Annotated in this window: 18 protein-coding genes; 4 read left to right on the top strand and 14 right to left on the bottom strand. The window is 66.2% G+C overall.

All coding sequences use genetic code 11. The annotated features are described in order from the left end of the window. Nucleotides 1-89: 89 nt before the first annotated feature. The gene (locus QWY76_RS09520) at nucleotides 90-761 is read left to right on the top strand and encodes a TetR/AcrR family transcriptional regulator (protein WP_290310931.1); all 672 of its coding nucleotides are present in this window, start codon (nucleotides 90-92) and stop codon (nucleotides 759-761) included. Between the two features lie 25 nt (nucleotides 762-786). Here QWY76_RS09520 and QWY76_RS09515 read toward each other — a convergent pair whose 3' ends face one another. Continuing rightward, a complete protein-coding gene (locus QWY76_RS09515; RefSeq protein WP_290310929.1) occupies nucleotides 787-1,578 on the bottom strand; it encodes a pyrroline-5-carboxylate reductase family protein in 792 nt (263 codons plus the stop codon). 144 nt (nucleotides 1,579-1,722) lie between these two features. On the opposite strand from QWY76_RS09515, the gene QWY76_RS09510 reads away from it, so the two are divergent. Then, a complete protein-coding gene (locus tag QWY76_RS09510) occupies nucleotides 1,723-3,774 on the top strand; it encodes an NADH:flavin oxidoreductase (protein ID WP_290310928.1) in 2,052 nt (683 codons plus the stop codon). 32 nt (nucleotides 3,775-3,806) lie between these two features. Continuing rightward, complete coding sequence (locus QWY76_RS09505; protein WP_290310927.1) at nucleotides 3,807-4,799, top strand: Ldh family oxidoreductase; 993 nt, start codon at nucleotides 3,807-3,809, stop codon at nucleotides 4,797-4,799. A 112-nt stretch (nucleotides 4,800-4,911) separates the two neighbouring features. On the opposite strand, the gene QWY76_RS09500 is transcribed toward QWY76_RS09505, so the two are convergent. From QWY76_RS09500 to QWY76_RS09455, 10 genes are all read right to left on the bottom strand, one after another. Further along, entirely contained in the window at nucleotides 4,912-6,573 is a 1,662-nt protein-coding gene (locus QWY76_RS09500; protein ID WP_290310926.1) for a BCCT family transporter, read from the bottom strand. A gap of 184 nt (nucleotides 6,574-6,757) precedes the next feature. Further along, nucleotides 6,758-7,864 (bottom strand): glycine betaine monooxygenase reductase subunit, encoded by a 1,107-nt coding sequence (gbcB, locus tag QWY76_RS09495; RefSeq protein WP_290310925.1) that lies wholly within the window; start codon nucleotides 7,862-7,864, stop codon nucleotides 6,758-6,760. 88 nt (nucleotides 7,865-7,952) lie between these two features. After that, nucleotides 7,953-9,458: an aldehyde dehydrogenase gene (locus QWY76_RS09490; protein WP_290310924.1), complete on the bottom strand. Its 1,506-nt coding sequence runs from the start codon at nucleotides 9,456-9,458 to the stop codon at nucleotides 7,953-7,955. 25 nt (nucleotides 9,459-9,483) lie between these two features. Continuing rightward, the gene (locus QWY76_RS09485; protein WP_290310923.1) at nucleotides 9,484-10,812 is read right to left on the bottom strand and encodes an NAD(P)/FAD-dependent oxidoreductase; all 1,329 of its coding nucleotides are present in this window, start codon (nucleotides 10,810-10,812) and stop codon (nucleotides 9,484-9,486) included. 25 nt (nucleotides 10,813-10,837) lie between these two features. Next, a complete protein-coding gene (gene dapA / locus QWY76_RS09480) occupies nucleotides 10,838-11,728 on the bottom strand; it encodes a 4-hydroxy-tetrahydrodipicolinate synthase (protein WP_290310922.1) in 891 nt (296 codons plus the stop codon). 233 nt (nucleotides 11,729-11,961) lie between these two features. After that, a complete protein-coding gene (locus QWY76_RS09475; RefSeq protein ID WP_290310921.1) occupies nucleotides 11,962-13,296 on the bottom strand; it encodes an MmgE/PrpD family protein in 1,335 nt (444 codons plus the stop codon). A gap of 84 nt (nucleotides 13,297-13,380) precedes the next feature. Beyond that, the gene (proX, locus tag QWY76_RS09470) at nucleotides 13,381-14,406 is read right to left on the bottom strand and encodes a glycine betaine/L-proline ABC transporter substrate-binding protein ProX (protein WP_290310919.1); all 1,026 of its coding nucleotides are present in this window, start codon (nucleotides 14,404-14,406) and stop codon (nucleotides 13,381-13,383) included. A 65-nt stretch (nucleotides 14,407-14,471) separates the two neighbouring features. Continuing rightward, nucleotides 14,472-15,425 carry a glycine betaine/L-proline ABC transporter permease ProW gene (gene proW, locus QWY76_RS09465; protein ID WP_290310917.1) on the bottom strand — a complete coding sequence of 318 codons (954 nt, stop codon included), beginning with the start codon at nucleotides 15,423-15,425 and terminating at the stop codon, nucleotides 14,472-14,474. A 35-nt stretch (nucleotides 15,426-15,460) separates the two neighbouring features. Continuing rightward, complete coding sequence (locus QWY76_RS09460) at nucleotides 15,461-16,549, bottom strand: quaternary amine ABC transporter ATP-binding protein (RefSeq protein ID WP_290311056.1); 1,089 nt, start codon at nucleotides 16,547-16,549, stop codon at nucleotides 15,461-15,463. Between the two features lie 395 nt (nucleotides 16,550-16,944). Beyond that, nucleotides 16,945-18,156: an aromatic ring-hydroxylating oxygenase subunit alpha gene (locus QWY76_RS09455; RefSeq protein ID WP_290310916.1), complete on the bottom strand. Its 1,212-nt coding sequence runs from the start codon at nucleotides 18,154-18,156 to the stop codon at nucleotides 16,945-16,947. A 211-nt stretch (nucleotides 18,157-18,367) separates the two neighbouring features. On the opposite strand from QWY76_RS09455, the gene QWY76_RS09450 reads away from it, so the two are divergent. Next, the gene (locus QWY76_RS09450; protein ID WP_290310915.1) at nucleotides 18,368-19,345 is read left to right on the top strand and encodes a LysR substrate-binding domain-containing protein; all 978 of its coding nucleotides are present in this window, start codon (nucleotides 18,368-18,370) and stop codon (nucleotides 19,343-19,345) included. Between the two features lie 27 nt (nucleotides 19,346-19,372). On the opposite strand, the gene gcvA is transcribed toward QWY76_RS09450, so the two are convergent. From gcvA to QWY76_RS09435, 3 genes are all read right to left on the bottom strand, one after another. Beyond that, complete coding sequence (gene gcvA / locus QWY76_RS09445) at nucleotides 19,373-20,299, bottom strand: transcriptional regulator GcvA (RefSeq protein ID WP_290310914.1); 927 nt, start codon at nucleotides 20,297-20,299, stop codon at nucleotides 19,373-19,375. Between the two features lie 75 nt (nucleotides 20,300-20,374). Continuing rightward, complete coding sequence (gene yddG / locus QWY76_RS09440; protein ID WP_290310913.1) at nucleotides 20,375-21,298, bottom strand: aromatic amino acid exporter YddG; 924 nt, start codon at nucleotides 21,296-21,298, stop codon at nucleotides 20,375-20,377. Between the two features lie 73 nt (nucleotides 21,299-21,371). Then, complete coding sequence (locus QWY76_RS09435; RefSeq protein WP_290310912.1) at nucleotides 21,372-22,061, bottom strand: helix-turn-helix transcriptional regulator; 690 nt, start codon at nucleotides 22,059-22,061, stop codon at nucleotides 21,372-21,374. Between the last annotated feature and the right edge of the window lie 49 nt (nucleotides 22,062-22,110).

Below are 22,110 nucleotides of genomic sequence, written 5' to 3'. Positions count from 1 at the left end.
ATGTACATAAACTCGACACACGTGTAGCCTCCCCTCCTGGTCAGCGCCCGTGCTGCCGCCCTGCGTTCCCGGACCGGAGACTCCTCTCGATGCCCCCTGCCGATCCCCCCGACACCAAATGGAAAGGTTCCCGCGAGGCCTGGCTCGATGCGGCCTTCGCGCTGCTGCTCGAGTCCGGCGTGGACAGCGTGCGGATCCTGCCGCTGGCCAAGCGGCTCAACGTCTCGCGTACCAGCTTCTACTGGTTCTTCAAGGATCGCGAGGCGCTGCTCGACGCCCTGATCGAGCGCTGGCGCGAGAAGAACACCCAGGGCCTGGTCCGGCAGACCGAGGCCTATGCCGACAGCATCGTGGAAGCGATCCTCAACGTCTTCGACTGCTGGCTGGACCCGGAACTGTTCGACGCCCAGCTGGAATTTGCGATACGCAGCTGGGCCCTCCAGTCGGACAAGGTGGCCAGGGAGATCGATGCCGCCGACGAGACGCGCCTCGAGGCCCTGACACGCATGTTCGTGCGACACGACTTCGAGACGCTGGCGGCCAATGTGCGGGGGCGCACCATCTACCTCACCCAGATCGGCTATATCTCGATGAAGACCCGGGAAGCCCTCGAGGTGCGGATGCGGCGCATTCCCGCCTATGTCGAGATCTTCACCGGGCAGGCACCGCAACGGCACGAGCTGCAACGCTTTCACGCTCGCCATGGTTACGTCCCCGGGACGGATGGCCGGAAGAGTGACGGCATCCCTCGGGAGAGCTGAACGGACGGCTCTCCCTCACCGCTCCCTAGCGTGTTTCACGCGCCCTCTTATGGGCCGCCTCGAGCCCCCGGTGAATCGCCTGGCCCAGGCCCGCGTCGATCATCGCGCGCAGCCCCTCGGCCGTGGTGCCGTCATAGGCGATCAGCCGCTCGACCATCTCGCGGGGATCGACGCCCTCGCGCGCCAGCAGCAGCGACCCGCCGACCAGGGTCTCGAGCACGGCCTCGCGGGCGATCTCGTCGGCGATGCCCGCCTGTCGGGCGTGCTCCAGCAGCGACTGGGCCAGCAGGGCGGGATAGGCCGGCCCGGCGCCACTCAGGGCCGTCAGGTAATCGAGATCGCGCTCCGACGGGAGCGCCCGTGCCGTGCCGCAACTCTCCAGCAGCGCCTGGACGAGTCGCCGGTCGCCATCGCTCACCTGTGGTGAGGCATACCAGGGGAAATAGCCGCGGCGGATTTCCGCCGCGGCGTTCGGCATGGCCCGCACGACCCGATGGCTGCCCACCCGGCTGGCGACGGCCTGACAGGACGCCATCGCCAGCAGGGAGATAACCAGCTTGCCACCGGCGTCGAGTTCGACGCCGGCGAGGTCCTGCGGACGCACGGACAGCACGATGACATCCGCCCGCTCGGCCAGCTCACGGTTGTCCTCGACGCAACGAACGTCGGGCCAGTCGCGGTAGGCGTCGCCACCGGAGCGCGAGGAACTCACCAGCCGCTCGGGAGGCAGTAGCCCCTGCTCCAGCCAGGACAGCCCCAGCGAGCGCCCCATCCAGCCCTGTCCCCCGATGATCCCCACCACGGTGTCTTGATGCATCGTTTGCCCCTCCTCTCCACCCGGCAGCGAAGCCGGTCTGGCATCAGCCTATCGACAGGAATGTACACCTATGTACATATAGTAAACGAGTGTGTACATTCACCCTGAACGCTGTCAAGCGCACAACAAGAGAGAGGCCCGACCATGGCGACCGACCCGCTGCTGACGCCCTTTCAGCTCAAGCATCTTTCCTTGAAAAACAGGCTCATGATGACGGCCCACGAGCCTGCCTACCCGGAGGACGGGATGCCCAAGGCGCTCTACCGGGCCTATCACGTCGAGCGCGCCAGGGCCGGCATCGGCCTGACGATGACGGCCGGGTCGGCGGCGGTGGCCAGGGACAGCCCCCCCGTGTTCAACAACATCCTGGCCTACAAGGACGAGGTGGTGCCCTGGATGCGCGAGCTGACCGAGGCCTGCCACGAGCACGGCACCGCCGTGATGATCCAGTTGACCCACCTGGGCCGCCGCACCCGCTGGGACAAGGGCGACTGGCTGCCGACGGTATCGCCATCCCACCATCGTGAAGCCTCCCATCGGGCCTTTCCCAAGCAGGTCGAGGACTGGGATATCGAGCGATTGATCCGCGACTACGCCGACGCCGCCGAACGCATGCACGCGGCCGCTCTCGATGGCATCGAGCTGCAGGCCTATGGGCATCTGATGGATCAGTTCTGGTCGCCGCTGACCAATACCCTCGAGGCACCCTATGGTGGCGATCTCGACAACCGGCTGCGCTTCACCTTCGAGGTGCTGCGCGCCATCCGCCAGCGGGTCGGCGAGGCGTTCATCGTCGGCGTGCGCTACACCGGTGACGAGATGCTGGCGGGCGGGCTCACGGCCAGCGACGGCCTGGAGATCTCGCGGCGCCTCAAGGACAGCGGCCTGGTCGACTTCCTCAACGTGGTTCGCGGCCATATCGATACCGACCCCGGTCTCACCGACGTCATCCCCATCCAGGGCATGCGCAGCGCCCCGCACCTGGACTTTGCCGGCGAGATCCGTCGCGAGGTGGACTTCCCCACCTTCCATGGGGCCAAGATCCAGGACGTCGCCACCGCCCGTCATGCCATCGCCTCGGGCAAGGTCGACATGGTCGGCATGACCCGCGCCCACATGGCCGACCCGCACATAGTGCGCAAGATCATCGCGGGTCGCGAGGAGGAGATCCGTCCCTGCGTCGGCGCCAACTACTGCCTCGATCGCATCTACCAGGGCGGCGCCGCCTACTGCATCCACAACGCCGCCACCGGGCGGGAGACCACCATGCCTCACACCCTCCCCGAGGCCACACAGAAGCGCCGGATGGTGATCATCGGCGCCGGTCCCGCGGGCCTGGAGGCCGCCCGGGTCGCCGGCGAGCGAGGCCATCCGGTGGTGGTGCTGGAAGCCGCCAGCGATGCCGGCGGCCAGGTACGCCTCACGGCGCAGAGCGAGCGGCGTCGCGAGATGATGGGCATCATCGATTGGCGCCTGGCGCGCTGCGAGGCGCTCGGCGTCGAGATCCGCTACAACGTCTGGGCCGAGCTCGAGGACGTGGTACAGGAGCGGCCGGACGTGGTCATCGTGGCGACCGGCGGCTTCCCCGCGGAAGACCAGCCCGCGGTGGGCCACGAGCTGGTGGTCACCACCTGGGATATCCTGTCCGGACACGTCGCGCCGGGACAGCGGGTGCTGCTGTTCGACGAGGCCGGCGATCATGCCGCCATGCAGGCCGCGGAGATCATCGCCGCCACCGGGGCCGAGCTCGAGATCATGACGCCGGACCGCACCTTCTCGGCGGAGATCATGGCCATGAACCTGGTGCCCTACATGCGCGCCCTGCAGCGGCCCACTGTCACCTTCACGCCCACCTACCGGCTGAAGTCCGTGCAGCGGGACGGCGACGAACTGCTCGCCACGATCACCAGCGACTATGTCTCACAAGATCAGTCGGACCTCGATCATCAACGGCGTATCGACCAGGTGGTGGTCAACTATGGCATCACGCCGATGGCCGACCTCTATTTCGACTTGAAGCCGCATTCCCGCAACGGCGGCGAGGTGAACTACGAGGACCTGATCGCCGGCCGACCGCAATCGACCCTTCGCCACGCGGACGGTGGCTTCCAGCTGTTCCGCATCGGCGATGCCGTCGAGTCCCGCAACACCCATGCGGCCATCTACGATGCCTTGCGGCTGGTCAAGGACCTGTGATCCCCGGCAGCGGCTATCTGAAGGAGAGGTTCTTGAATCTGCAGACCTTGACCGCCCGTGAGGCCGAGCAACTGGCCAAGGAGGCCTGCCTCGCCGCGGGTGCCAACCCTGCCACCGCGCGCTCCCTGGCCAGGGCGACGGTATCAGCCACGCTGTACGGCCGTCCTGCCGTGGGCTTTCCGCACCTGCTGCACTACCTCGACGGCTTTCGCGGCGGGCGCCTCAACGGCGAGGCCGAGCCGTCACTGACCGCTCCCCTGCCCGCGATCCTCGATTCGGACGCGGATGGCGGCACCGCACAGCTCGGCTTCGACCTGGCCCTGCCCACGCTGGTCGCCAGGACCCGGGAACTGGGCGTCACGCTCTTCACCCAGCGCAACGGCTTCACCACCGGCGAACTGGGTTACTACGTGCGGCGGCTCGCCCTGGAGGAGCTGGTCGCCCTGGCCGTATCCAACAGCCCCGCCGTGGTTGCCGGTTCGCCGGGCGGCAACACCGTCTTCGGCACCAACCCGATGGCGTTTGCCGCCCCCCTGTCCGATCCGGACGCCCCGCTCGTCATCGACCAGGCCTCCAGCGCCACGGCTCTCGTCACCCTGGCAGACGCCGCCGCCGAGGGGCGCAGCATTCCCGAGGGCTGGGCCCTCGACGGCGAGGGGCATCCCACCACCGATGCCAAGGCGGCCCTGCACGGCATCCTGCTGACCTTCGGGGGCACGAAGGGCGCCAACGTGGCGCTGATGGTCGAGTGTCTCGCCGCCGGCCTGTCAGGCGCCTCCTGGTCGCTCGACATGGCGGATCACCGGGACGGGAAACGCCCGGTCGACGCCGGGATGACGATCATCGCCATCCATCCCACGGCAGTGGACGACGACTTTTGCGTGCGCCTGACACGTCAGCTCGACAGGGCCGCCGAGCATGGCACGCATGTGCCCGGACGGCGCCCCGCAGGCCTGAACTGGTCGGAGCGGGACAGCATCACGCTCGATGCCTCGGTGCTCGAGGCGATTCGCCGCTTCCTGTAGGCGACACGCGACGGCCCCAATCGAAAAGGCACCGACATCCCCGGGATGTCGGTGCCTTCTGGCGCGCCCCCGGCCTTGAATGACCGGACTCACGCCGATACGTAGCGCTCGTCTAGGCGCTTCTGGGCTCGCTGCGCAACCCCTTGATCACCGCGAAACAGGCCACCAGCAGGATCAGGGTAAAGGGCAGGCCGGTGGTGATCACGGCGGTCTGCAGGGCCCCCAGCCCGCCGCCGAGCAGCAGGGCGATGGCGATAGCCCCCTCGATCAAGGCCCAGAAGATGCGCTGTGCCTTGGGGGCGTCCACCTTGCCGCCCGCGGTGAGCGAGTCGATCACCAGCGAGCCGGAATCCGAGGAGGTGATGAAGAACACCATCACCAGCACGATGCCGACGAAGGACATGATGGCCGTCCAGGGCAGCTGGCTCAGCATCACGAACAGCTGCAGTTCGACGACCGCGTCCTTGACCCCCTCGAAGTTATCGGTGACGACCTGGTCGATGGCGGTGGTGCCGAAGGCCGTGAACCACAGCGTCGAGACGAGCGTGGGCACGATCATGACCGAGATCAGGAACTCGCGCACGGTGCGGCCGCGGCTGACACGGGCGATGAACATACCGACGAACGGTGACCAGGAGATCCACCAGGCCCAGTACAGGGCGCTCCAGCCCTGACGATAGTTGTCATCCTCCCGGCCGAACGGCATGGACAGGGCCGGCAGGTGGCTCAGGTAGCCGCCGAGGTTGGCGAAGAAGTCGCTCAGGATCATCAGGGTCGGTCCGACCACGATCATGAACAGCAGCAGCACGAAGGCCATGACCATGTTGATCTTGGACAGCCGCTGGACGCCCTTGTCGACCCCGGCCATCACCGACAACAGTGCCACCAGCGTGATGCCCAGGATCAGCAGCACCATGGTGACGTTGCCGTCGGGAATGCCGAACAGGTAGTTGAGCCCCGCCGTCGCCTGGGAGGCACCATAGCCCAGCGAGGTGGCCAGCCCAAAGAGGGTGGAGAAGACCGCCAGGATGTCGATGAGATGGCCCGGCCAGCCCCAGACGCGCTCTCCCAGCAGCGGGTAGAAGATCGAGCGCATGGTCAGCGGTAGCCCCTTGTTGAAGGAGAACAGCGCCAGCGCCAGCGCCACCATCGCGTAGACGGCCCAGGGGTGCAGGTTCCAGTGGTACAGGGTGGCGGCCATGCCCAGCGAGATGGCGGCCTCCGGATCACCGGCGGCGGCCCCCAGCGGCGCCCAGTCAGTGCGCCCCCCGTTCTCGACGGTGGTGCCGGCCAGGGAGGAACCGAAGTGGGTCAGCGGCTCATTGACGCCGAAGAACACCAGCCCGATGCCCATGCCGGCGGCAAACAGCATGGCGAACCAGCCGGTATAGCTGAATTCCGGCTTGGCATGGGCCCCGCCGAGCCGGACCCTGCCGAGCGGGGTGAAGATCAGCACAACGGCTATCAACAGAATGATGTTGGTGGACAGCAGAAAGAACCAGTCCAGGCTGCCGGTGAGAAAGCCGAAGGCCGCATCGAAGATCGGCTCGACCTGCTCCTGAAGTGCCAGGGTGATGATCACGAAGAACAGGATCGTCAGGGCCGAGATACTGAAGACCTTGCCGTGCACGTCGAGATCGAACCCGAAACGCTTGAAGGCGATGTTGTCCTGGCCGATCACGTAATCGGTATCGATGATATTGGCCGGCCCTTCGGGAGAGGGAATTCCCTTACCCGCCGTCGCGGCCTCCTCCTGATAATGACTATTGCTCATGGAAGCATCTCTTTGTTGTTGGCACATTGGGCAATCGAGGCATCGTGCTGCTGGTGATGCCCCGCCCCCTGGCCTCGGACATACCGAGGCATCGGCGGTGGTCAGGGTCATCCGGTTGTGACTGGTGCCCCGCTGGGGGCCATGAACGATCAGGGGCCGGACATGGCATGAGCGCGTTAGCCACTCAGTACTCCACCGCGACGTTCCCCTTCACGCTCGTGCAGCAGCTCAGCACGTAGCCCTCGGCGATTTCCTCCTCGCTGATCCCGCCGTTCTGCTGCATCTCCGTCTCGCCGCCCAGCACCCGTACCCGGCAGGTACCGCAGATGCCCATGCCGCAGGCCTTGGGAATGTTCAGGTCGGCACTGGCTGCGGCCTCGTGGAGGGTCGTGCCATCGACCACCTGGACCGACTTGCCGGAGTCCTGGAAGGTCACCCAGTACCCGTCCTGGGGCAGGTCGTCACGCTCCAGGGCCTCGGCCGCGTGTTCCTCGGCCATGGCGATGTCCTCGTCCGGTGTCGCGCCGAAGGATTCCTCGTGATAGCGGGAGAAATCGTAGCCGGCCTCCTGGAGGAGCTGGCGGACGGCACGCATGTAGGGGGTCGGCCCACAGCAGAAGACCTCGCGATCGAGGAAGTCGGGGGCGATGAGCTGCAGCATCTCGCGGGTCAGGAAGCCACGATACCCGCCCCAGATCTGGCCGGTCTCGCTCTGCTCGCAGATGAGATGCAGCTTGAAGTTCTCGATACGCGTGGACATGTAGTCCAGCTCGGCACGGTAGATGATGTCGCTCGGCGTACGGGCGCTATGGGCGAACACCATGTCCACTTCGGAGTTGGTATTGAAGAACCACCTCGCCATGGACATCACCGGCGTGATCCCCACGCCGCCGGAGAGCAGCAGCACCTTCTCTGCCGGGTAGTCGATGCAGTTGAACTGGCCCACCGGGCCATGCACGGCGATCAGGTCCCCCTCCTGGAGGTTGTCATGCAGCCAGTTCGAGACCAGGCCACCCGAGACCCGCTTGACCGTGATGGAGAAGCTGTAGGGAATCGAGGGGGCGCTGGAGATGGTGTAGGAGCGCATGACCTGCTCACCGTCGATCTCCAGCTCCAGGGTCACGAACTGCCCCGGCTTGAAGAAGAACAGCACCGGCTGCTGCATGCTGAAACAGTAGGTCCTGACGTCCCGCGTCTCCTGGATGATCTTGAGACAGCGCACCAGGTGGCGTCCATTCGCCCAGGTCTGGGTGTTGACGGGGTTGAGGAATTCGGAGCTGGTAAAGGTCATGGGGCACTTCCTACGGGAGAGCCGCCCCCTGCCCGGGGGCAGGGGGTGGCGAGTCAGGCGCTCGTCATGTCACTGACGGGTGGCTGGATCAGCCCAGCTGGATCCAGGTGGTCTTGAGTTCGCAGTACTGGTCATGGGCATACACGGACTTGTCACGCCCACCGAAACCCGACTGCTTGTAGCCGCCGAAGGGCGTGGTGATATCCCCCTCGGAGAAGCAGTTGACGGAGACCGTGCCGGCACGGATGGCCGCCGCCATGCGATGGACGGTGTTGAGGTCATCGCTCCACAGCGAGGCCGCCAGTCCATAGCAGGTGTCGTTGGCGATGGCGATGGCCTCCTCTTCGGTGTCGAAGGGGATCACCGCCAGCACCGGACCGAAGATTTCCTCGCGGGCCACGCCCGCCTCGGGCGAGACATCGTCGAAGATGGTCGGGGGCACGAAATAGCCGCCGCTCTCCTGCAGCACGCGTTCCCCGCCAGTCACCGCCTTCAGGCCTTCGCTCTTGGCCTGCGCGATGTGCGCGAGCACCTTGTCCATGTGGGCCTGTTCGATCAGCGCGCCGAGTTGCACCTCGGGATCCAGCGGATCACCGATCTGCCAGTCCGAAGCCAGCTGGACCTGCATCTCGTCGAGCAGCGCGTCCTTGATCGAGCGATGCACGATCAGCCGCGAGCCCGCGGAACAGTTCTCGCCCATGTTCCAGAAGGCGGAGGCCAGCACATCGCCCGCCACGGCCTTGAGGTCACCGACGTCGGGCATCACCACCTGCGGGTTCTTGCCGCCGCACTCCAGCACCACCCGCTTGAGGTTGCTGGCCGCCGAGTACTCGAGGAACTTGCGCCCCACCTCGGTGGACCCGGTAAAGGCGGCCAGGTCGACGTCGGGGTGCAGGCCGATGGTCTTGCCGGCCACATGGCCGAGTCCCGTCACCACGTTGAGCACGCCGGCGGGGATGCCGGCCTGATGGGCCAGCTCGGCCAGGCGCGTCGTGCTGAGCGAGGTCAGCTCGGCGGGCTTGAGCACCACGCTGTTGCCGGTGATCAGCGCCGGGCCGAGCTTCCAGCCGGCCATCATGGCGGGGAAGTTCCAGGGCAGCACCGCGCCGACGACGCCGATGGGCTCGCGGCTAACGGTAGCCACCACGCCCTTCTCGGTGGGCGCCACGGCGTCGTAGAGCTTGTCGGCGGCCTCGGCATGCCAGCGAATGGTATTGGCGGTATCGGGAATGTCGACATTGAAGCATTCGCCGATGGGCTTGCCCGCCTCCAGGGCCTCAAGCACGGCCAGCTCCAAGCAATGCTCCTCGATCAGGTCGGCGAAGCGCTGCATGATCGCCTTGCGCTCGGCGGGCGCGAGCCCCGACCAGACCCCGGCCTCGAAGGCCCGGCGGGCGGCCTGGACGGCGAGATCGACGTCCTCTTCCCCGCAGGCGGCGACCTGGGTCAGGACCTCGCCGGTGGCGGGATTGAGGGTCTCGAAGGTCTCGCCCGAGCGCGCGGCGACGAAGCGGCCATCGATGAAGGCCAGGTTGCGATACTCGAGTTGCTCGATCTGACGCACGATGGCGTCCTGGGTGAGGGTATCGGACATTGTTGTTCGCCTCCTGTGGTAGAAGTCAGAGTTCGGTGCCGGCCTGCCACTCTTTCCAGGCAAGGGTCGAGCGTATCCCCATGCCGAGCAGCGGCTCGGGAGGGTTGGCGACCGGCTGGGGAAGGTTCAGCATGATGTCGAGCAGCTCGCTCTCCATGCCGAGCGCATACTCGGCGATCAACTTCCCGGAAATCGTCCCCCGGGCCAGGCCCAGGCCGTTCTGGCAGACGGCGCTGAATACCCCCGCGGCGAGCTCGCCGAACGGCGTGCCGCCGTTGCGGGACACGCACAAGGCACCGCCCCAGGTGTATTCCAGCTCGACGCCCGGCAGCATCGGGAAGCGTCGCTCGAACGAGCGCCGATGGGCGGCCCGCGCACGTGCCAACCGTGAGGCACCCGCGGTGAGACGCGGGTTGTAGGTGAAGGAGTTGCGGATGCAGATGCGCCCGCTGCCCATGCGGCGCACCGTCGTGCCCATGGGATCGGCGGGGATCAGGCCCCAGCTCTGCTCACCTCCCAGCTCGGCGACCTGTTGCGGAGCGAGGGGACGCGTCAGGCTACCGTAGGTGTAGACGGGCAGGATGCGCCCCTTGAGGCCGAGCTCGCCGAACTGCGCCGCATAGGCGTTGTTGGCCAGCACCAGCCGGGGCGCGTGGACCCGTCCCTGGTCGGTGACCAGGGTATGCGGCTTGCCGACCTCGATCTTGCGCACCGGCGTGTCCTCATAGAGAAGCACGTTCTCCGGCAGGGTCGCACCGAGGCCACGCACCAGCGCGGCCGGCTGGACCAGCACGGTGCCCGGTGCATGCAGGCCCGACCGATAGCAGTCGGTGCCGGTGACCGCCTTCATCTCCCCGGCATCGAGCAAGCGGTAGGGCTCGTCCAGACCGGACAATCCCTTGGCGAAGGTCTCGAGGGCTCGCTCCCCGCGGGCCTCGATCGCCCCATGCAGCTTGCCCTGCTCCCGCCAGTCACAGTCGATGCCCTGGCGCTTCACGATGCCACGCATGTAGTCGATCGCCGCACGATTGAGTCGGATCTGCTGGCGATCGGCCGTCCGGTCACCGGTGTAGTCGTGGGAGGTCAGGTCATGCGGCAGGTCGATCATGAACCCGGAGTTCCGTCCGGCGGCCCCGAAGCCGACACGCCGTGCATCCAACAGGGCAATCACCGCATCCGGCTGAAGCTCGGCCAGTCGCCGCGCCGCGGCGAGCCCGGCCAGGCCCGCGCCCAGCACCACCCAGTCGGCTCTGACCTCCCCCTTGAGAGGGATGGACGCCGGCGGCGTTGGCAGCGTCTCGTACCAACCGCAGCGACCATCGTCCTGGGGCAGAAAGTTGCAATTCAGCTGCATGGGATGTGCCTCCGCCGCCAGGGGATCAGCCGCGATGGGCGACCAGGGCGTCATAGACGCGTTGGAAGCTGGCCTTCTCGGCGTCGTTCAGGGGCATCAGCGGCGACCGCGCCGGGCCGACAGGCAGCCCCGCCAGCTCGCAGCCGTGCTTGATGTACTGGCAGAACTTGCCGCCCTGCTCGAGCAGGTTGAGCATCGGCAACAGCCGAGCGGCGATCTCGCGACCGGCCACGAAGTCCCGGTCGATGACGCAGGCCCGGTGGAGTGCCACATGCTCGGGCGCCAGGAAGTTGGAGGCCCCGCCGACCCAGCTGCGCGCGCCCCAGACGAAGAACTCCAGGACCTGGTCATCCATGCCGCAGCTCACCTGGAGCTGATCGCTGAACTCGTTGATCAGCGCATGCATGCGCTCGATCGAGCCGGTGCTTTCCTTGATCGCCTGGATGTTGGAGCGATCACGCAGCGCCTCGATGAACTCGAGCTCCATCGGGACACCGGTGCGATCGGGGAAGTTGTAGAGCATGATCGGCATGTCGAGGGCATCATCGACGCGCTGGACATGGTGCAGCAGCTCGTCCTGAGCCGGCTGGCAGTAATAGGGCGCCGCCACCAGGATGGCATCGAAGCCCGCCGCCTTGGCATGCTGGCCGAGCTCGAGGCTGTCTTCGGTGGTGGTGGCATTGATCCCCGCCATGATCGGGATCCGACCCTTGGCATGCTGCGCGACCACATCGAAGACCTGCTTGCGCTCATCCTTGCCGAGAGCGTAGTACTCGCCCGTCGTGCCACCGATGATCAGGCCGTGAACCCCTTGATCGACCAGGGTGTCGAGCACCGTTTTCAGGGTGTCGAACGCGATGGTGTTGTCTTCGGAGAAGGGGGTCACCACCGGGGTCCAGATGCCGTCAAAGTTCATAGTCTCACCTTGTTGTATGGGATGTTGTCATGCCGCCAACATCGGGCATGTCCCTAGAGTAAACAGACGCCAGAAGCCCCGAAAGAAACCTTTTTTCTCGGCAAATCATCACCGGATGTTATGAATCAGGCGGTCTCCTTTCGCCCCCGCCCCGTCTCCCGGCGCACCGCCCGTGGCCGGCCCAGCCGACCCGGCAAGCGGCCCGGTGCGTAGGGCATCGCGTCCGGGATCATTCAGCCAGTCAGCACCCGATCGAGCAGCTCACTGCAGTCCGGGGCGCGGTCGAGTCCGTCGACGACTTCGATGATCTTGTCGGCCCGGGTCTCGCCCAGCGTGCTCGACGAGTACCGACGGAACTTGTTCACGAAGTCATCCCGTGACAGGGGGCTATCGGGGTCACCGCGGGCCGCAGTGATCCCGCTGCAGCGTTCCCGACCATCCTTGAGCAGCAAGCGGACCCGCGACAGGAGTTCCCGTGGGAAGCGCGCTGAGAGTTCTTCGGCCTCGACGATCTCGATGCGTCGACTGATGGCGAGGATGTCCTCGGCCTGGGTGGCCCGATCATCGACTTCGGCGGGCCCGAGCCGCCCGCGTCGAATCAGGGCCGCGAGGGGGAACGCTAGAGCATACTGCGCCTCGTCCGCATTGGCCGGGGCATGACCCTGGAGTCGCATCGATTCATGGAAGGTCTCGACACGGATGGACTCGACGGCATCGGCATCGAGGTCGGGATGCTCGGCCATCAGGGCGCTCACCGCGGTCAGCGCCGGCTGGGCCCAGCGGCACACCGGCCAGGGCTTGAAGTACTGGTCATCGATTTCCCAGCGCTCCCCCAGGTCCGACCAGTGCGCTGCCACCGCCTCGCTCTCGACCGTGGTCGCCGGGGCACCGGTCACCCCGGCCTGCGCCAGCAAGAGGGCATTGACGCCGGCGAACGCACCGGCCCCGTGGGCGTCGCGGAGCATGGAGGGATGATCGATCAGGCGCATCATCGGACAGCGCGGACCGAAGTACTCGGCGATCCCCAGGGCATGGCGAAAGGTGACCTCGTCCAGACCCAGCAGACGGGCACCGCCACACACCACGCCGACCCCGGAAAAGGCCCCGGAGGCATGGTACTCGGGGGCCGTCGCCATCAGGGCGACCCCGGCCCGCAGTGCCGACTCGTAGCCGACACCCAGGGCGCCGAGGAACTCCTCGCCACTGATCGCCCTGCCCTGCTCCCGATAGGCATCGACCAGGGCGAGCAAGGCCGGCACCACGGTGGCACCGGCATGTCCCTTGGAGGTGAAGTGCCCCTCGTGGGCGTCGAGGCTGTCGACACGGAAGCCGCCGGCCCAGGCGGCCCCGAGGGGATGGGTCGCATGACCATCGAAGAGCAGCCGACTGGCCAGGCGGCCGGGAGGATAGTGTTCGGCCGCGTACCGCCTGAGCGACCGACTGGCAGGGGTATCCCGGGCACCCGCGGCGACCGCGAGGATATCCAGAAGGCACGTCTTCAGCGTGGTCTGGGTGGCAGCGGGCAGCTGCGAAAAGCGCAGGTCTCGCTGGAAGGCGAAAAGTGACATCTTGCCTGGACCTCCGTCCCCTCGACGCGGGGACAACATGCAGAGACAGCGGGTGCCCGGCAGGCGGGCACCAGCGAGAAGGCATCACTGCGCGGCGGCACGCGCCTGCGACAGCCACTCGTCGAACTGGGCGCGATTATCGTCGACCCACTGTTCGGCATGGCGACGGATATCGGCCTGGCTGTTCTCGCCCTGCTGCATCATCAGGTTCTGGGCACTCTCGGCATCGGGGCTGATCTCCACCTGCGCGAGGAGTTGGCGGGCCGCCGGATTCTCTTCGGCGAAGTCCTTGTTCAACACGGCCTTGACGGTGTCCACGGCGAAGCCCAGGTTCTTGCCCTGATAGGAGGTGTTCACGTCGTTGTCGCCATCCGGCAGGTCGGTATGGGGCACCTCCAGCCAGACCACGTCCTCCCCGGGCACCAGCTCCGCGGTGATCCACTGCGGCACCCAGGTGAAATACAGGATGGGCTCGCCTTGCTCGTAGCGCGTGATGGTGTCGGCCATCAGGGCGAAGTAGGAGCCGCGGTTCTGGGTGACGGTATCCGTCAGGTCATAGGCTTCCAGGTGATGGTCGATGGTCACCTCGCAGCCCCATCCCGGATTACAGCCGGTCATGTCGGCCTTGCCATCGTCGTTGGTATCGAACAGTGCGGCGATCTCGGGGTCGCGCAGGTCGTCCAGGGAGTCGATGCCATGCTCCTCGGCGGTCTGCCTGTCGATCAGGTAGCCCTGGATCACCCCGTCCATGACGTCGCCGACCTTGGACATGGTGTCGTCGCCGCCGGCCCGCTCATAGAAGCTTTCGTGAAGGTTGTCCCAGAGGTGCACGGTGAAGTCGGCATCGCCGTAGGACAGCGCCATCATCATGGTCGGGTAGTCGGTCTCCTTGGGCTCCTCGACCTCGTAACCCAGTTCCTGCAACCCGATCACGGCCACCTGGCCACGAAAGTGCTCTTCGGCAATGGTCGGGAAGATCGGCGTGACCGTCACCCCTTCCCCGGGCTGCTCCCCAGCCGCCAGGAGACTGGCGGCCGGCAGCATGCCGACGACGGAGAGTGCCAGCGGATAGGCCCAGAGGTGCTTGCGATGTTGTGCAGTGGAGATCATGGTGTCGTTCCTGTTGTTGTCGGTGACTTGCGAGAGGGGTACACCGCTCGGGGGTGCGGGTCGCCTCAGACGTTCGGGGTCGCCTGGAGCTTGCCGATCCCGAATAGGCGGAGACAGAGGCCCAGGGGGCCCTTCTGGAACCAGCGGCGGTGGTCGCCGGCGATCGCGCTGCGCTCGCCCATCGCCTGGGTCAGGCGATCCAGGAAGATGGCCAGCATCACCAGTCCGAGCCCGCCCACGGTGGCCAGGCCCATGTCGAGGCGACCGATGCCACGCAGCACCATCTGCCCCAGGCCGCCGACCGAGATCATCGAGGCGATCACGACCATCGAGAGGGAGAGCATCAGGGTCTGGTTGAGCCCCGCCATGATGGTCTGGGTCGCCAGCGGCAGCTGTACCCGACGCAGCATCTGCCCGGGGGTGCAGCCGAAGGCCCGTGCCGCCTCGATCTTGTCGGCCGGCACCTGGCGGATGCCGAGGTTGGTCAGGCGTACCAGGGGCGGCAGGGCGAAGACGATGGTGACCAGCACCCCCGGGACATTGCCGATGCCGAACAGCATCACCACCGGCACCAGGTAGACGAAGGCGGGCAGGGTCTGCATGGCATCGAGCACCGGCCGGACCATCTGCTCCAGACGATCGTGGCGTGCGCAGAGGATGCCCAGCGGCACTCCGAAGAGGCCGCAGAAGAAGACCGCCGTCAGGACCAGCGACAGGGTGGTCATCGACTCGGACCACACGCCGATCAGGCCCAGCAGGATCAGCGTGAACGCGCAGAAAAGTCCCATGCGGCGTCCCGCCACCTGCCAGCCCAGCAGCGAGCCGAGCAGGATCCCGATGGTCGGCGGCACCGACTGGAGCAGGCCCTCGATGCCATCGAGCACCTGGTCGATGGGCCAGCGCACGGCGCGAAACACGCCGCGAAAGTTGTCGACGAGATAGTTCAGGCTGGCCTCCACCCACTCTCCCAGCGGGATATGGAGCACCTGAAACGGATCGAGAATGGTCAGTACTGACATATGGCCTACCTACCCTCTAGTCTTGTTGTGGCGTCTCAGTGGCGGCTAAGCGACTTCAGAATGGAATCCTTGGTGATCGTGCCGTGCAGCGTTCCTTCCCGGGTCAGCACCGGCAGCGGATAGGGCACCGAGGCAGCCAGGTCGAGCACGTCGTGCAGGGGGGTGTCGAAGGCGACGACGCTCAGCTCGGCGGGGGCGATCTCGCGAGGCGACTCGCCCTGGGCGACCCCGCTGCTGTCCAGCAGGCCAAGCAGGTGCCGATCGTCGTCGGTCAGGTAGGCGTAGGGTATCGAATGCCCATCGACGCGGCTGTCCGTGGAGGACCGATGGATCACGATATCGGACTCGAAACGCGCCACGTCGCCGGCCCTGAGCCCCCTCGAGGAATCCACGCTCTTGAAGAAGGCTTCCACGTAATCGGAGGCGGGGTTGTTGAGGATCTCCTGGGGGGTGCCGACCTGCACCACGCGCCCCCCTTCCATGATCGCGATACGATGGCCGATGCGAATGGCCTCATCGAGGTCATGGGAGATGAAGATGATGGTACGCTGCTGCTCGGCCTGCAGGCGGATCAGCTCGTCCTGCATCTCGGTACGGATCAGCGGATCGAGCGCCGAGAAAGCCTCGTCCATCAAGAGGATGCTGGGGTCGTTGGCCAGGGCCCTGGCGAGGCCGACACGCTGCTGCATGCCCCCGGAAAGCTGATGGGGATAGCTGTATTCGTGTCCCGCCAGTCCGACCTGCTCGAGGGCCTCGCGGGCGCGGCGATAGCGCTCGGCCTCCCCCACGCTCGAGACTTCGAGGCCGAAGGCCGCATTGTCCAGCACCGTCATATGGGGCATCAGGGCGAAGGACTGGAAGACCATGCTCATGTCCTTTCGCCGGACGGTGAGTAGCTCCTTGTCGGTGAGACCGGTGATCTCGTTGCCGTTGAGATAGATGCTGCCCGAGGTCGGCTCGATCAGGCGGTTGAAGAGGCGCACCATGGTTGACTTGCCGGACCCCGACAGTCCCATGATGACAAAGATCTCACCTTTTCGGACGGAAAAGCTGGCATCGAAGACACCGACCACCTGCCCTGTTTCTCGAAAGACATCGTCTTTATTCTTGCCGCTATCCAACATCCTCATGGCTTCCTCCGGTTGACTACCGAAGACCTTGAAGATGTTCTTCACCGACAGAATCTCGTCATCCATACCCATTTAAACCTCTTGTTATAGTTGGCCTTAAGGGAACGTCATGGAAGCCACTTTTCCAGACCTCTCCCTTTACGCTACGCCCCCTTGCGAAGCAGCGTCTAACGACATTTCTTACGGAAAAGACATAACACCCGGTTATTGAAAAGGCCGAAAATGCTTCCGAAAAACCTCACTGCCGTGCACGACGACACCCCCATCGAGGCGGGGGTGTCGATAGCCATGGGGCTCATGTCGTTATGCGGGAGATCTCGACAGGCGGCCGGAGACAGGATGATTGGCGTCGCGTTATCTGGTCCGGCCGCCTGAAAAAAGGCGGGAGGTCAGTCGGTGAGCTTCTGACGCATGGTCTCGCAATACCAGTCGTCGAACTGGCAGACACCGTTCTCGGCCAGATCCGAATAGGGCCCCGGCTCATAGGCGGGCGATGTCACGCCGGCCTGGGTCGCCTCGACGAGCTTGCGGTCCTGGTCGTTGGTCGCCAACCAGACCCGCGTGAGATGGTCGAGGTCATAGTCGATGCCTTCCTGAGCATCCTTGGGCACCAGCCACTTGGTCGTCACCAGGGTCTCGGTGGGCCCCAGCGGCAGGACACGGAAGCTCAGGGCATGATCGCCCAGGAAATGGTTCCAGGTGTTCGGGTAATGGAAATACAGCAGCGCACCGATGTTCTCCACCCCGCTCTGGTCGAGCCGACGCGACACCGCCGGCTTGCCGTCCATGGTGTAGCTGACGGCCTTGGAGGATAGCGGGATGCGCGTCATGCGATACTGGCCCGTCTCGCCCATGGCCATGCGGCTCGGCAGCCCCGCGGCCTCGCAGCGATCCCAGAACGCCTCCAACTCCGGGTCCTCGGAATCGGCCACGCCCGCCACCGAGAGGTTCTCGACGAAGGAGTTCATCAGTTCCGGGTGAGCGCCATCGCAATGGAAGCATTCACGATTGTTCTCGAACACCAGTTTCCAGTTGCCCTTCTCGATCAGGTTGGACTCGAAGGCCACCTTGCAGTTGTCGAGGCCATGGGGGGCGATGAAGGGCGTCACGGCCTGGCGGAACGGCTCGAAGTCGGGGGCCGTCTCGGCCACGCAGACGAAGATGTAGCTCTCGACCACCTCGCAATGGGCCGGCTTCAGGCCGTAATCCCGGGTATTGAAGTCGCTGCCCATGTTGCCGGCGAACAGCAGCTTGCCGTCCAGGTCGAAGGTCCACTTGTGGTAGGGACAGACCAGCTTGGCGGCCTTGCCGCTGGCCTCCTGACAGACCTTGGAGCCACGGTGGCGACAGGCGTTGTGGAAGGCGCGCAGTTCGCCGTCCGCGCCGCGGACCACGACGATCGGATAGTCGCCGATCTGCAGGGTCAGGTATTGGCCGGGCTTTTCCAGCTCGAAGGTGTGGCCCGCGAAGATCCATTCCTTGTGCCAGAGCTGCTCCAGATCCTCGCGGTACACGGACGGGTCACCGTAGAGTTCACGCGGCAAGGCATGACGCGGCTTGCGCTGCTGGACGAGCTCCAGCGTCTGAATCTGATGGGTCATTTTTATCAACTCCTGCTGTCTGTCCCGGTCGGGTCTTCCAACGGCATCCCCTAGCCGAACGGGTCTGCGGCGGTTCGCCTGTCGCCTGCAGAGACTTTCGGTTAGCCTAGATAAGGCCCTTGGCCATCATGTTGTCTGGTATCCCGAGTCTAGATAGGTCGCTATCCGGGCAAAATCGACTTTTTTTTCAGGATGTTGATGACTTCTTGTTATGACAAAGCACACCGACCCTGACCAGACACTGATCAAGATGCCGTCGTTGAGGGCCGTGAAGTCCTTCGTGGCGGCCGCCCGCTATCAGAACTTCACCCGTGCCGCCGAGGCACTGTGCGTGACCCAGGCGGCCATCAGCCGGCAGATCCGGGAGCTCGAGAGCTATCTCGGCACGGAGCTGTTCAGACGGGCGGGTCGCTCGGTGGAGCTGACCACCGCCGGGTCGATCTTCTTCGATGCGGCCCAGCTGTCCTTTATCAACATCGCCCAGGCGGCGGATCGCATTCGCAAGGACCACGGCTCCTCGGCCAAGCGCACCCTGACCCTGTGCTGTTCTCCCGCCTTCTCGGCACTGTGGATGTCGCACCGGCTACCCGACTTCTTCAGCGCCAACCCGGATATCGACCTCAACCTGGTGACGACCCAGAACTTCCTCTCCATGGAGCCGGGCGTCCATCCCGATATCTTCATCACCAAGATGTCCCGGGTGCGCGAGGGCTATCGCAGCCTGCCGCTGTTCCACGACGTCATCTATCCGGTGTGCACGCCCCGCTATCTCGAGGCCCACCCCGGGGCCCGCACCCTCGAGGGACTGCGGGACGGGGTGCTGCTCAACCTGAGCCCCTACGGACGTTCCCAGGTCGCCGAACATGTGGACTGGGGGGTGTGGCTGGCCATCCATAACCTGGACCTCGAGGACCGCTCCCGGGAGGGCCCCCACTTCTTCAACGCCAACGACTACAACCTGCTGATCCAGATGGTACTGAATGACCAGGGCGTGGCCCTGGGCTGGGACCACCTGGTGGGGCCGCTCGTCGAGCAGGGACGCCTGGTCAGGCCGGTCGAGCAGGATGTCGTCCTGGAGGAGACGCGCCACTATCTGGCCTATCGGGAGGACAAGGCCGACGACCCGGCGCTGAGCCGGTTCCGCCAGTGGTTCCTCGATCACGGCGGCGCCCCGGCGGCGGCTCCCTGAGGCAGCCCCCCGGCGCGGGGCCCTGGGTCAGGTCAGCCCCAGGTCCCCCACCTCCCGGGGCACGGTGTCGAGCAGCCACTCGCGGAAGGCGCGCACGCCGCGTCGCTGCGAGCGCATCTCGCCGGGCTCGAGCAGGCAGAAACGTGCCTGGGTTCGCAGCACGGTCTCCACCGGCCGCACCAGTTGGCCACGTTCCAGGTAGTCGTCGACCAGCTGACTCCAGCCCAACGCTACCCCTTGGTCCATCATCGCCGCCTGCACCAGCATCGAGTAGCTGTTGATGTTGAGCCGCCGCCGCGGCAGGCGGGAGATCACGCCCACCTCGGTGAACCACTGCTTCCAGCTCATCCAGTCCTGGTCGGCATCCTCCAGCGACAGCAGGGTGCAATCGAGCAGGGCCTCGGGCCCCGCGAAGGGACCGAACCGCTCCAGGTAGCGGGGACTGCAGACCGGGAAGACCTCCTCGTGGAAGAGGGTCGTGGCCTGCATCGTGGCGGGCGGGGTCCGGCAGTAGAAGAGCGCGACGTCCGACTCCACCCGGGAAAGGTCGCGGATCTGTTCGGTGGCGACGATGCGCAGCTCGATATTCTCGTGCTCACGCTGGAACTCGGCGATCTTGGGCAGCAGCCAGAGCGAGGCCATGGCGCTGGTGGTGGCCACGGTGATCTGGTGCATGCCCCTCCAGCTGCGCACCTCCTCGGTAATCGACGAAATGTCGGCAAGTGCATGATGGATCGCCTGGGCATAGCGTTGCCCCATGGGAGTGAGCGTGACACTGCGGTTGGCCCGCGCGAAGAGCGGCTTGCCCAGATAGTCCTCGAGGCTGCGCACCTGGCGACTGATTGCGCCCTGGGTGACGTGAAGCTCGTCGGCCGCCTGGGTGAAGCTGAGGTGCCGGGCCGCCGCCTCGAAGGCCACCAGGCTGTTCAGGGGGGGCAAGGGGCTGATCTTCATAGGGATTCGGCGTCGACCATTGTCCGGTGGCAGGCTGGTCGAGTTTACGCCTCCCGCTGACGCGACGCCACGCGCCTAAGGCGTCGCCTCCCCCGCCTCGTCGACCGGACGGCGACGCCGCAGACTCCCGCTGCCGACCAGGGCCCCGCCACAGATCAGCAGCGCCGCGACCCACAGGCTCGCGCTCGGCTCGGCCAGGTCGGCGGCGATCAGTACCAGGGTGGAGAGCAAGGGGGTCGCATAGGCCAGCAGGCCCAGCAGGCGAACGTGGCCGCGCTTCATGCCCAGGTCCCAGGTGAAGAAGGCACTGCCCACCGGGCCGAGCCCCAGCGCCAGGATCGCCCAGAGGTTGGCCCCGTCTGGCCAGCCGCGAGGCTCCCAGGCCAGGTGACAGAGCAGCGCGAGACCGGCGGCGCCCAGGCAATTCCAGGCCACCGCCGCGGTCGGAATCCGCGCCAGCAGCCGCGAGGCCACCGAATAGCCGCTCCAGATGAAGGCCGCGACCAGCGCCGCCAGATAGCCGAAGGTGTACTCGCCCGCCCAGTCGAGGCCATCCGGGCTCACCAGCAGGGCCGCGCCGGCAAAGCCACAGGCTCCACCCAGCAGGTGGATGCCCTTCAGGCGCTCACCCGGCAGCAGCCAGCCGGCCAGGATCACGATCAGCAGCGGCCAGAGGTAGCTGATCAACCCGGCGCTGGCCGCAGGCGCATTCTGCTGGGCGATGAAGTAGCAGAGGTGGTAACCGAACAGCCCGCCCACGCCCAGCAACCAGCCCGCCGGCGGCTGGCGGAAGGCCTCGGCCAGGGCGCGCTTCTCGCCACGGGCCAGGAAGACCAGCAGCGCCAGGCCACCGGCCAGGCCGAAGCACAGGGCCGTGAGCAGGAAGGGCGGCACCGGGCCCGCCCATTGGGTGAACAGCGCCAGGGTCGCCCAGTTGAGCAGCGTGGTCGCGCCCCACAGGGTGGCGCGGCGTGCCTCGGCAGGGGAAACAGCCGACATCGCGAATCTCCACTCAGGTGTCAGCTGGGCAGTGTGACCGCCGGCGACGACGTCGGCTTGTCGATTTCGGCCATCAGCGATGGCGGCGGCGGAACTCCCTCGGCGTCATGCCGTGCCAGCGGCGGAAATGGCGGCTGAACTGGGGACCGTCGGCGAAGCCGCAGGCCAGGGCGATCTCGGTGATCGTGGCCTCGCTGGTGTCCAGCAGCCGGGCGGCTTGGGCCAGACGCTGGCGCTGCAGCCACTGCCAGGGGGGCAGCCCGGTGAGCGCGGTCAGGCTACGGCGCAGCTGCCGCTCCGAGAGGCGCGACGCCTCGGCCAGTCGCGCCAGGCTCCAGGCAGCCCCCGGGTCGGCCTGCACCCGCCGGGTCAGCCGGGCCATGTTGAGCCGCGGGCCCGCCAGCGGCGGTGCCCCGGTCAGCTGCGCCAGCAGGGCGGCATCGCTCGCACGGCGCGCCTCGTCGGCTGCCAGGCGCAGGAAACGAATGCGCGCGAAGAGCGCATCGAGGCGGTCGTCGCCCACGGGCAGGTCCAGCACCCGGCAGCGATTGCCGGTTTCCATGCCCAGGTAGTGGTGCGTGGCCCCGCCCGGGATCAGGCAGACACCGCCCGGGGCCACGGCGGCGCCACGGCCCTCCACCTCGACGTCCACGCGGCCGTCGAGGCCCACCAGCAGCTGGTGGAAGTCATGAGTGTCGCTCAGGCAGTGAAGGGGATAAGAGCGCTCCACGCTGCCCGGCAGTACGGAGGTATCGTGGTCCATGGCCGAAGGATGCCGCGAGATCGGCGAGGATGCCAGGGTTGTCGCCTTG

The organism is Halomonas maura (assembly GCF_030409305.1).
Classification (GTDB): Bacteria; Pseudomonadota; Gammaproteobacteria; order Pseudomonadales; family Halomonadaceae; genus Halomonas; species Halomonas maura.
This window is presented reverse-complemented; position numbering and strand designations above follow the sequence as displayed.

Bases quoted from the DNA above. Each gene is read 5' to 3' on its own strand.
- QWY76_RS09520 (WP_290310931.1), top strand. From the start codon at position 90: ATGCCCCCTGCCGATCCCCCCGACACCAAATGGAAAGGTTCCCGCGAG.
- QWY76_RS09515 (WP_290310929.1), bottom strand. From the start codon at position 1,578: ATGCATCAAGACACCGTGGTGGGGATCATCGGGGGACAGGGCTGGATG.
- QWY76_RS09510 (WP_290310928.1), top strand. From the start codon at position 1,723: ATGGCGACCGACCCGCTGCTGACGCCCTTTCAGCTCAAGCATCTTTCC.
- QWY76_RS09500 (WP_290310926.1), bottom strand. From the start codon at position 6,573: ATGAGCAATAGTCATTATCAGGAGGAGGCCGCGACGGCGGGTAAGGGA.
- gbcB (WP_290310925.1), bottom strand. From the start codon at position 7,864: ATGACCTTTACCAGCTCCGAATTCCTCAACCCCGTCAACACCCAGACC.
- QWY76_RS09490 (WP_290310924.1), bottom strand. From the start codon at position 9,458: ATGTCCGATACCCTCACCCAGGACGCCATCGTGCGTCAGATCGAGCAA.
- QWY76_RS09485 (WP_290310923.1), bottom strand. From the start codon at position 10,812: ATGCAGCTGAATTGCAACTTTCTGCCCCAGGACGATGGTCGCTGCGGT.
- dapA (WP_290310922.1), bottom strand. From the start codon at position 11,728: ATGAACTTTGACGGCATCTGGACCCCGGTGGTGACCCCCTTCTCCGAA.
- QWY76_RS09475 (WP_290310921.1), bottom strand. From the start codon at position 13,296: ATGTCACTTTTCGCCTTCCAGCGAGACCTGCGCTTTTCGCAGCTGCCC.
- proX (WP_290310919.1), bottom strand. From the start codon at position 14,406: ATGATCTCCACTGCACAACATCGCAAGCACCTCTGGGCCTATCCGCTG.
- proW (WP_290310917.1), bottom strand. From the start codon at position 15,425: ATGTCAGTACTGACCATTCTCGATCCGTTTCAGGTGCTCCATATCCCG.
- QWY76_RS09460 (WP_290311056.1), bottom strand. From the start codon at position 16,549: ATGTTGGATAGCGGCAAGAATAAAGACGATGTCTTTCGAGAAACAGGG.
- QWY76_RS09455 (WP_290310916.1), bottom strand. From the start codon at position 18,156: ATGACCCATCAGATTCAGACGCTGGAGCTCGTCCAGCAGCGCAAGCCG.
- QWY76_RS09450 (WP_290310915.1), top strand. From the start codon at position 18,368: ATGACAAAGCACACCGACCCTGACCAGACACTGATCAAGATGCCGTCG.
- gcvA (WP_290310914.1), bottom strand. From the start codon at position 20,299: ATGAAGATCAGCCCCTTGCCCCCCCTGAACAGCCTGGTGGCCTTCGAG.
- yddG (WP_290310913.1), bottom strand. From the start codon at position 21,298: ATGTCGGCTGTTTCCCCTGCCGAGGCACGCCGCGCCACCCTGTGGGGC.
- QWY76_RS09435 (WP_290310912.1), bottom strand. From the start codon at position 22,061: ATGGACCACGATACCTCCGTACTGCCGGGCAGCGTGGAGCGCTCTTAT.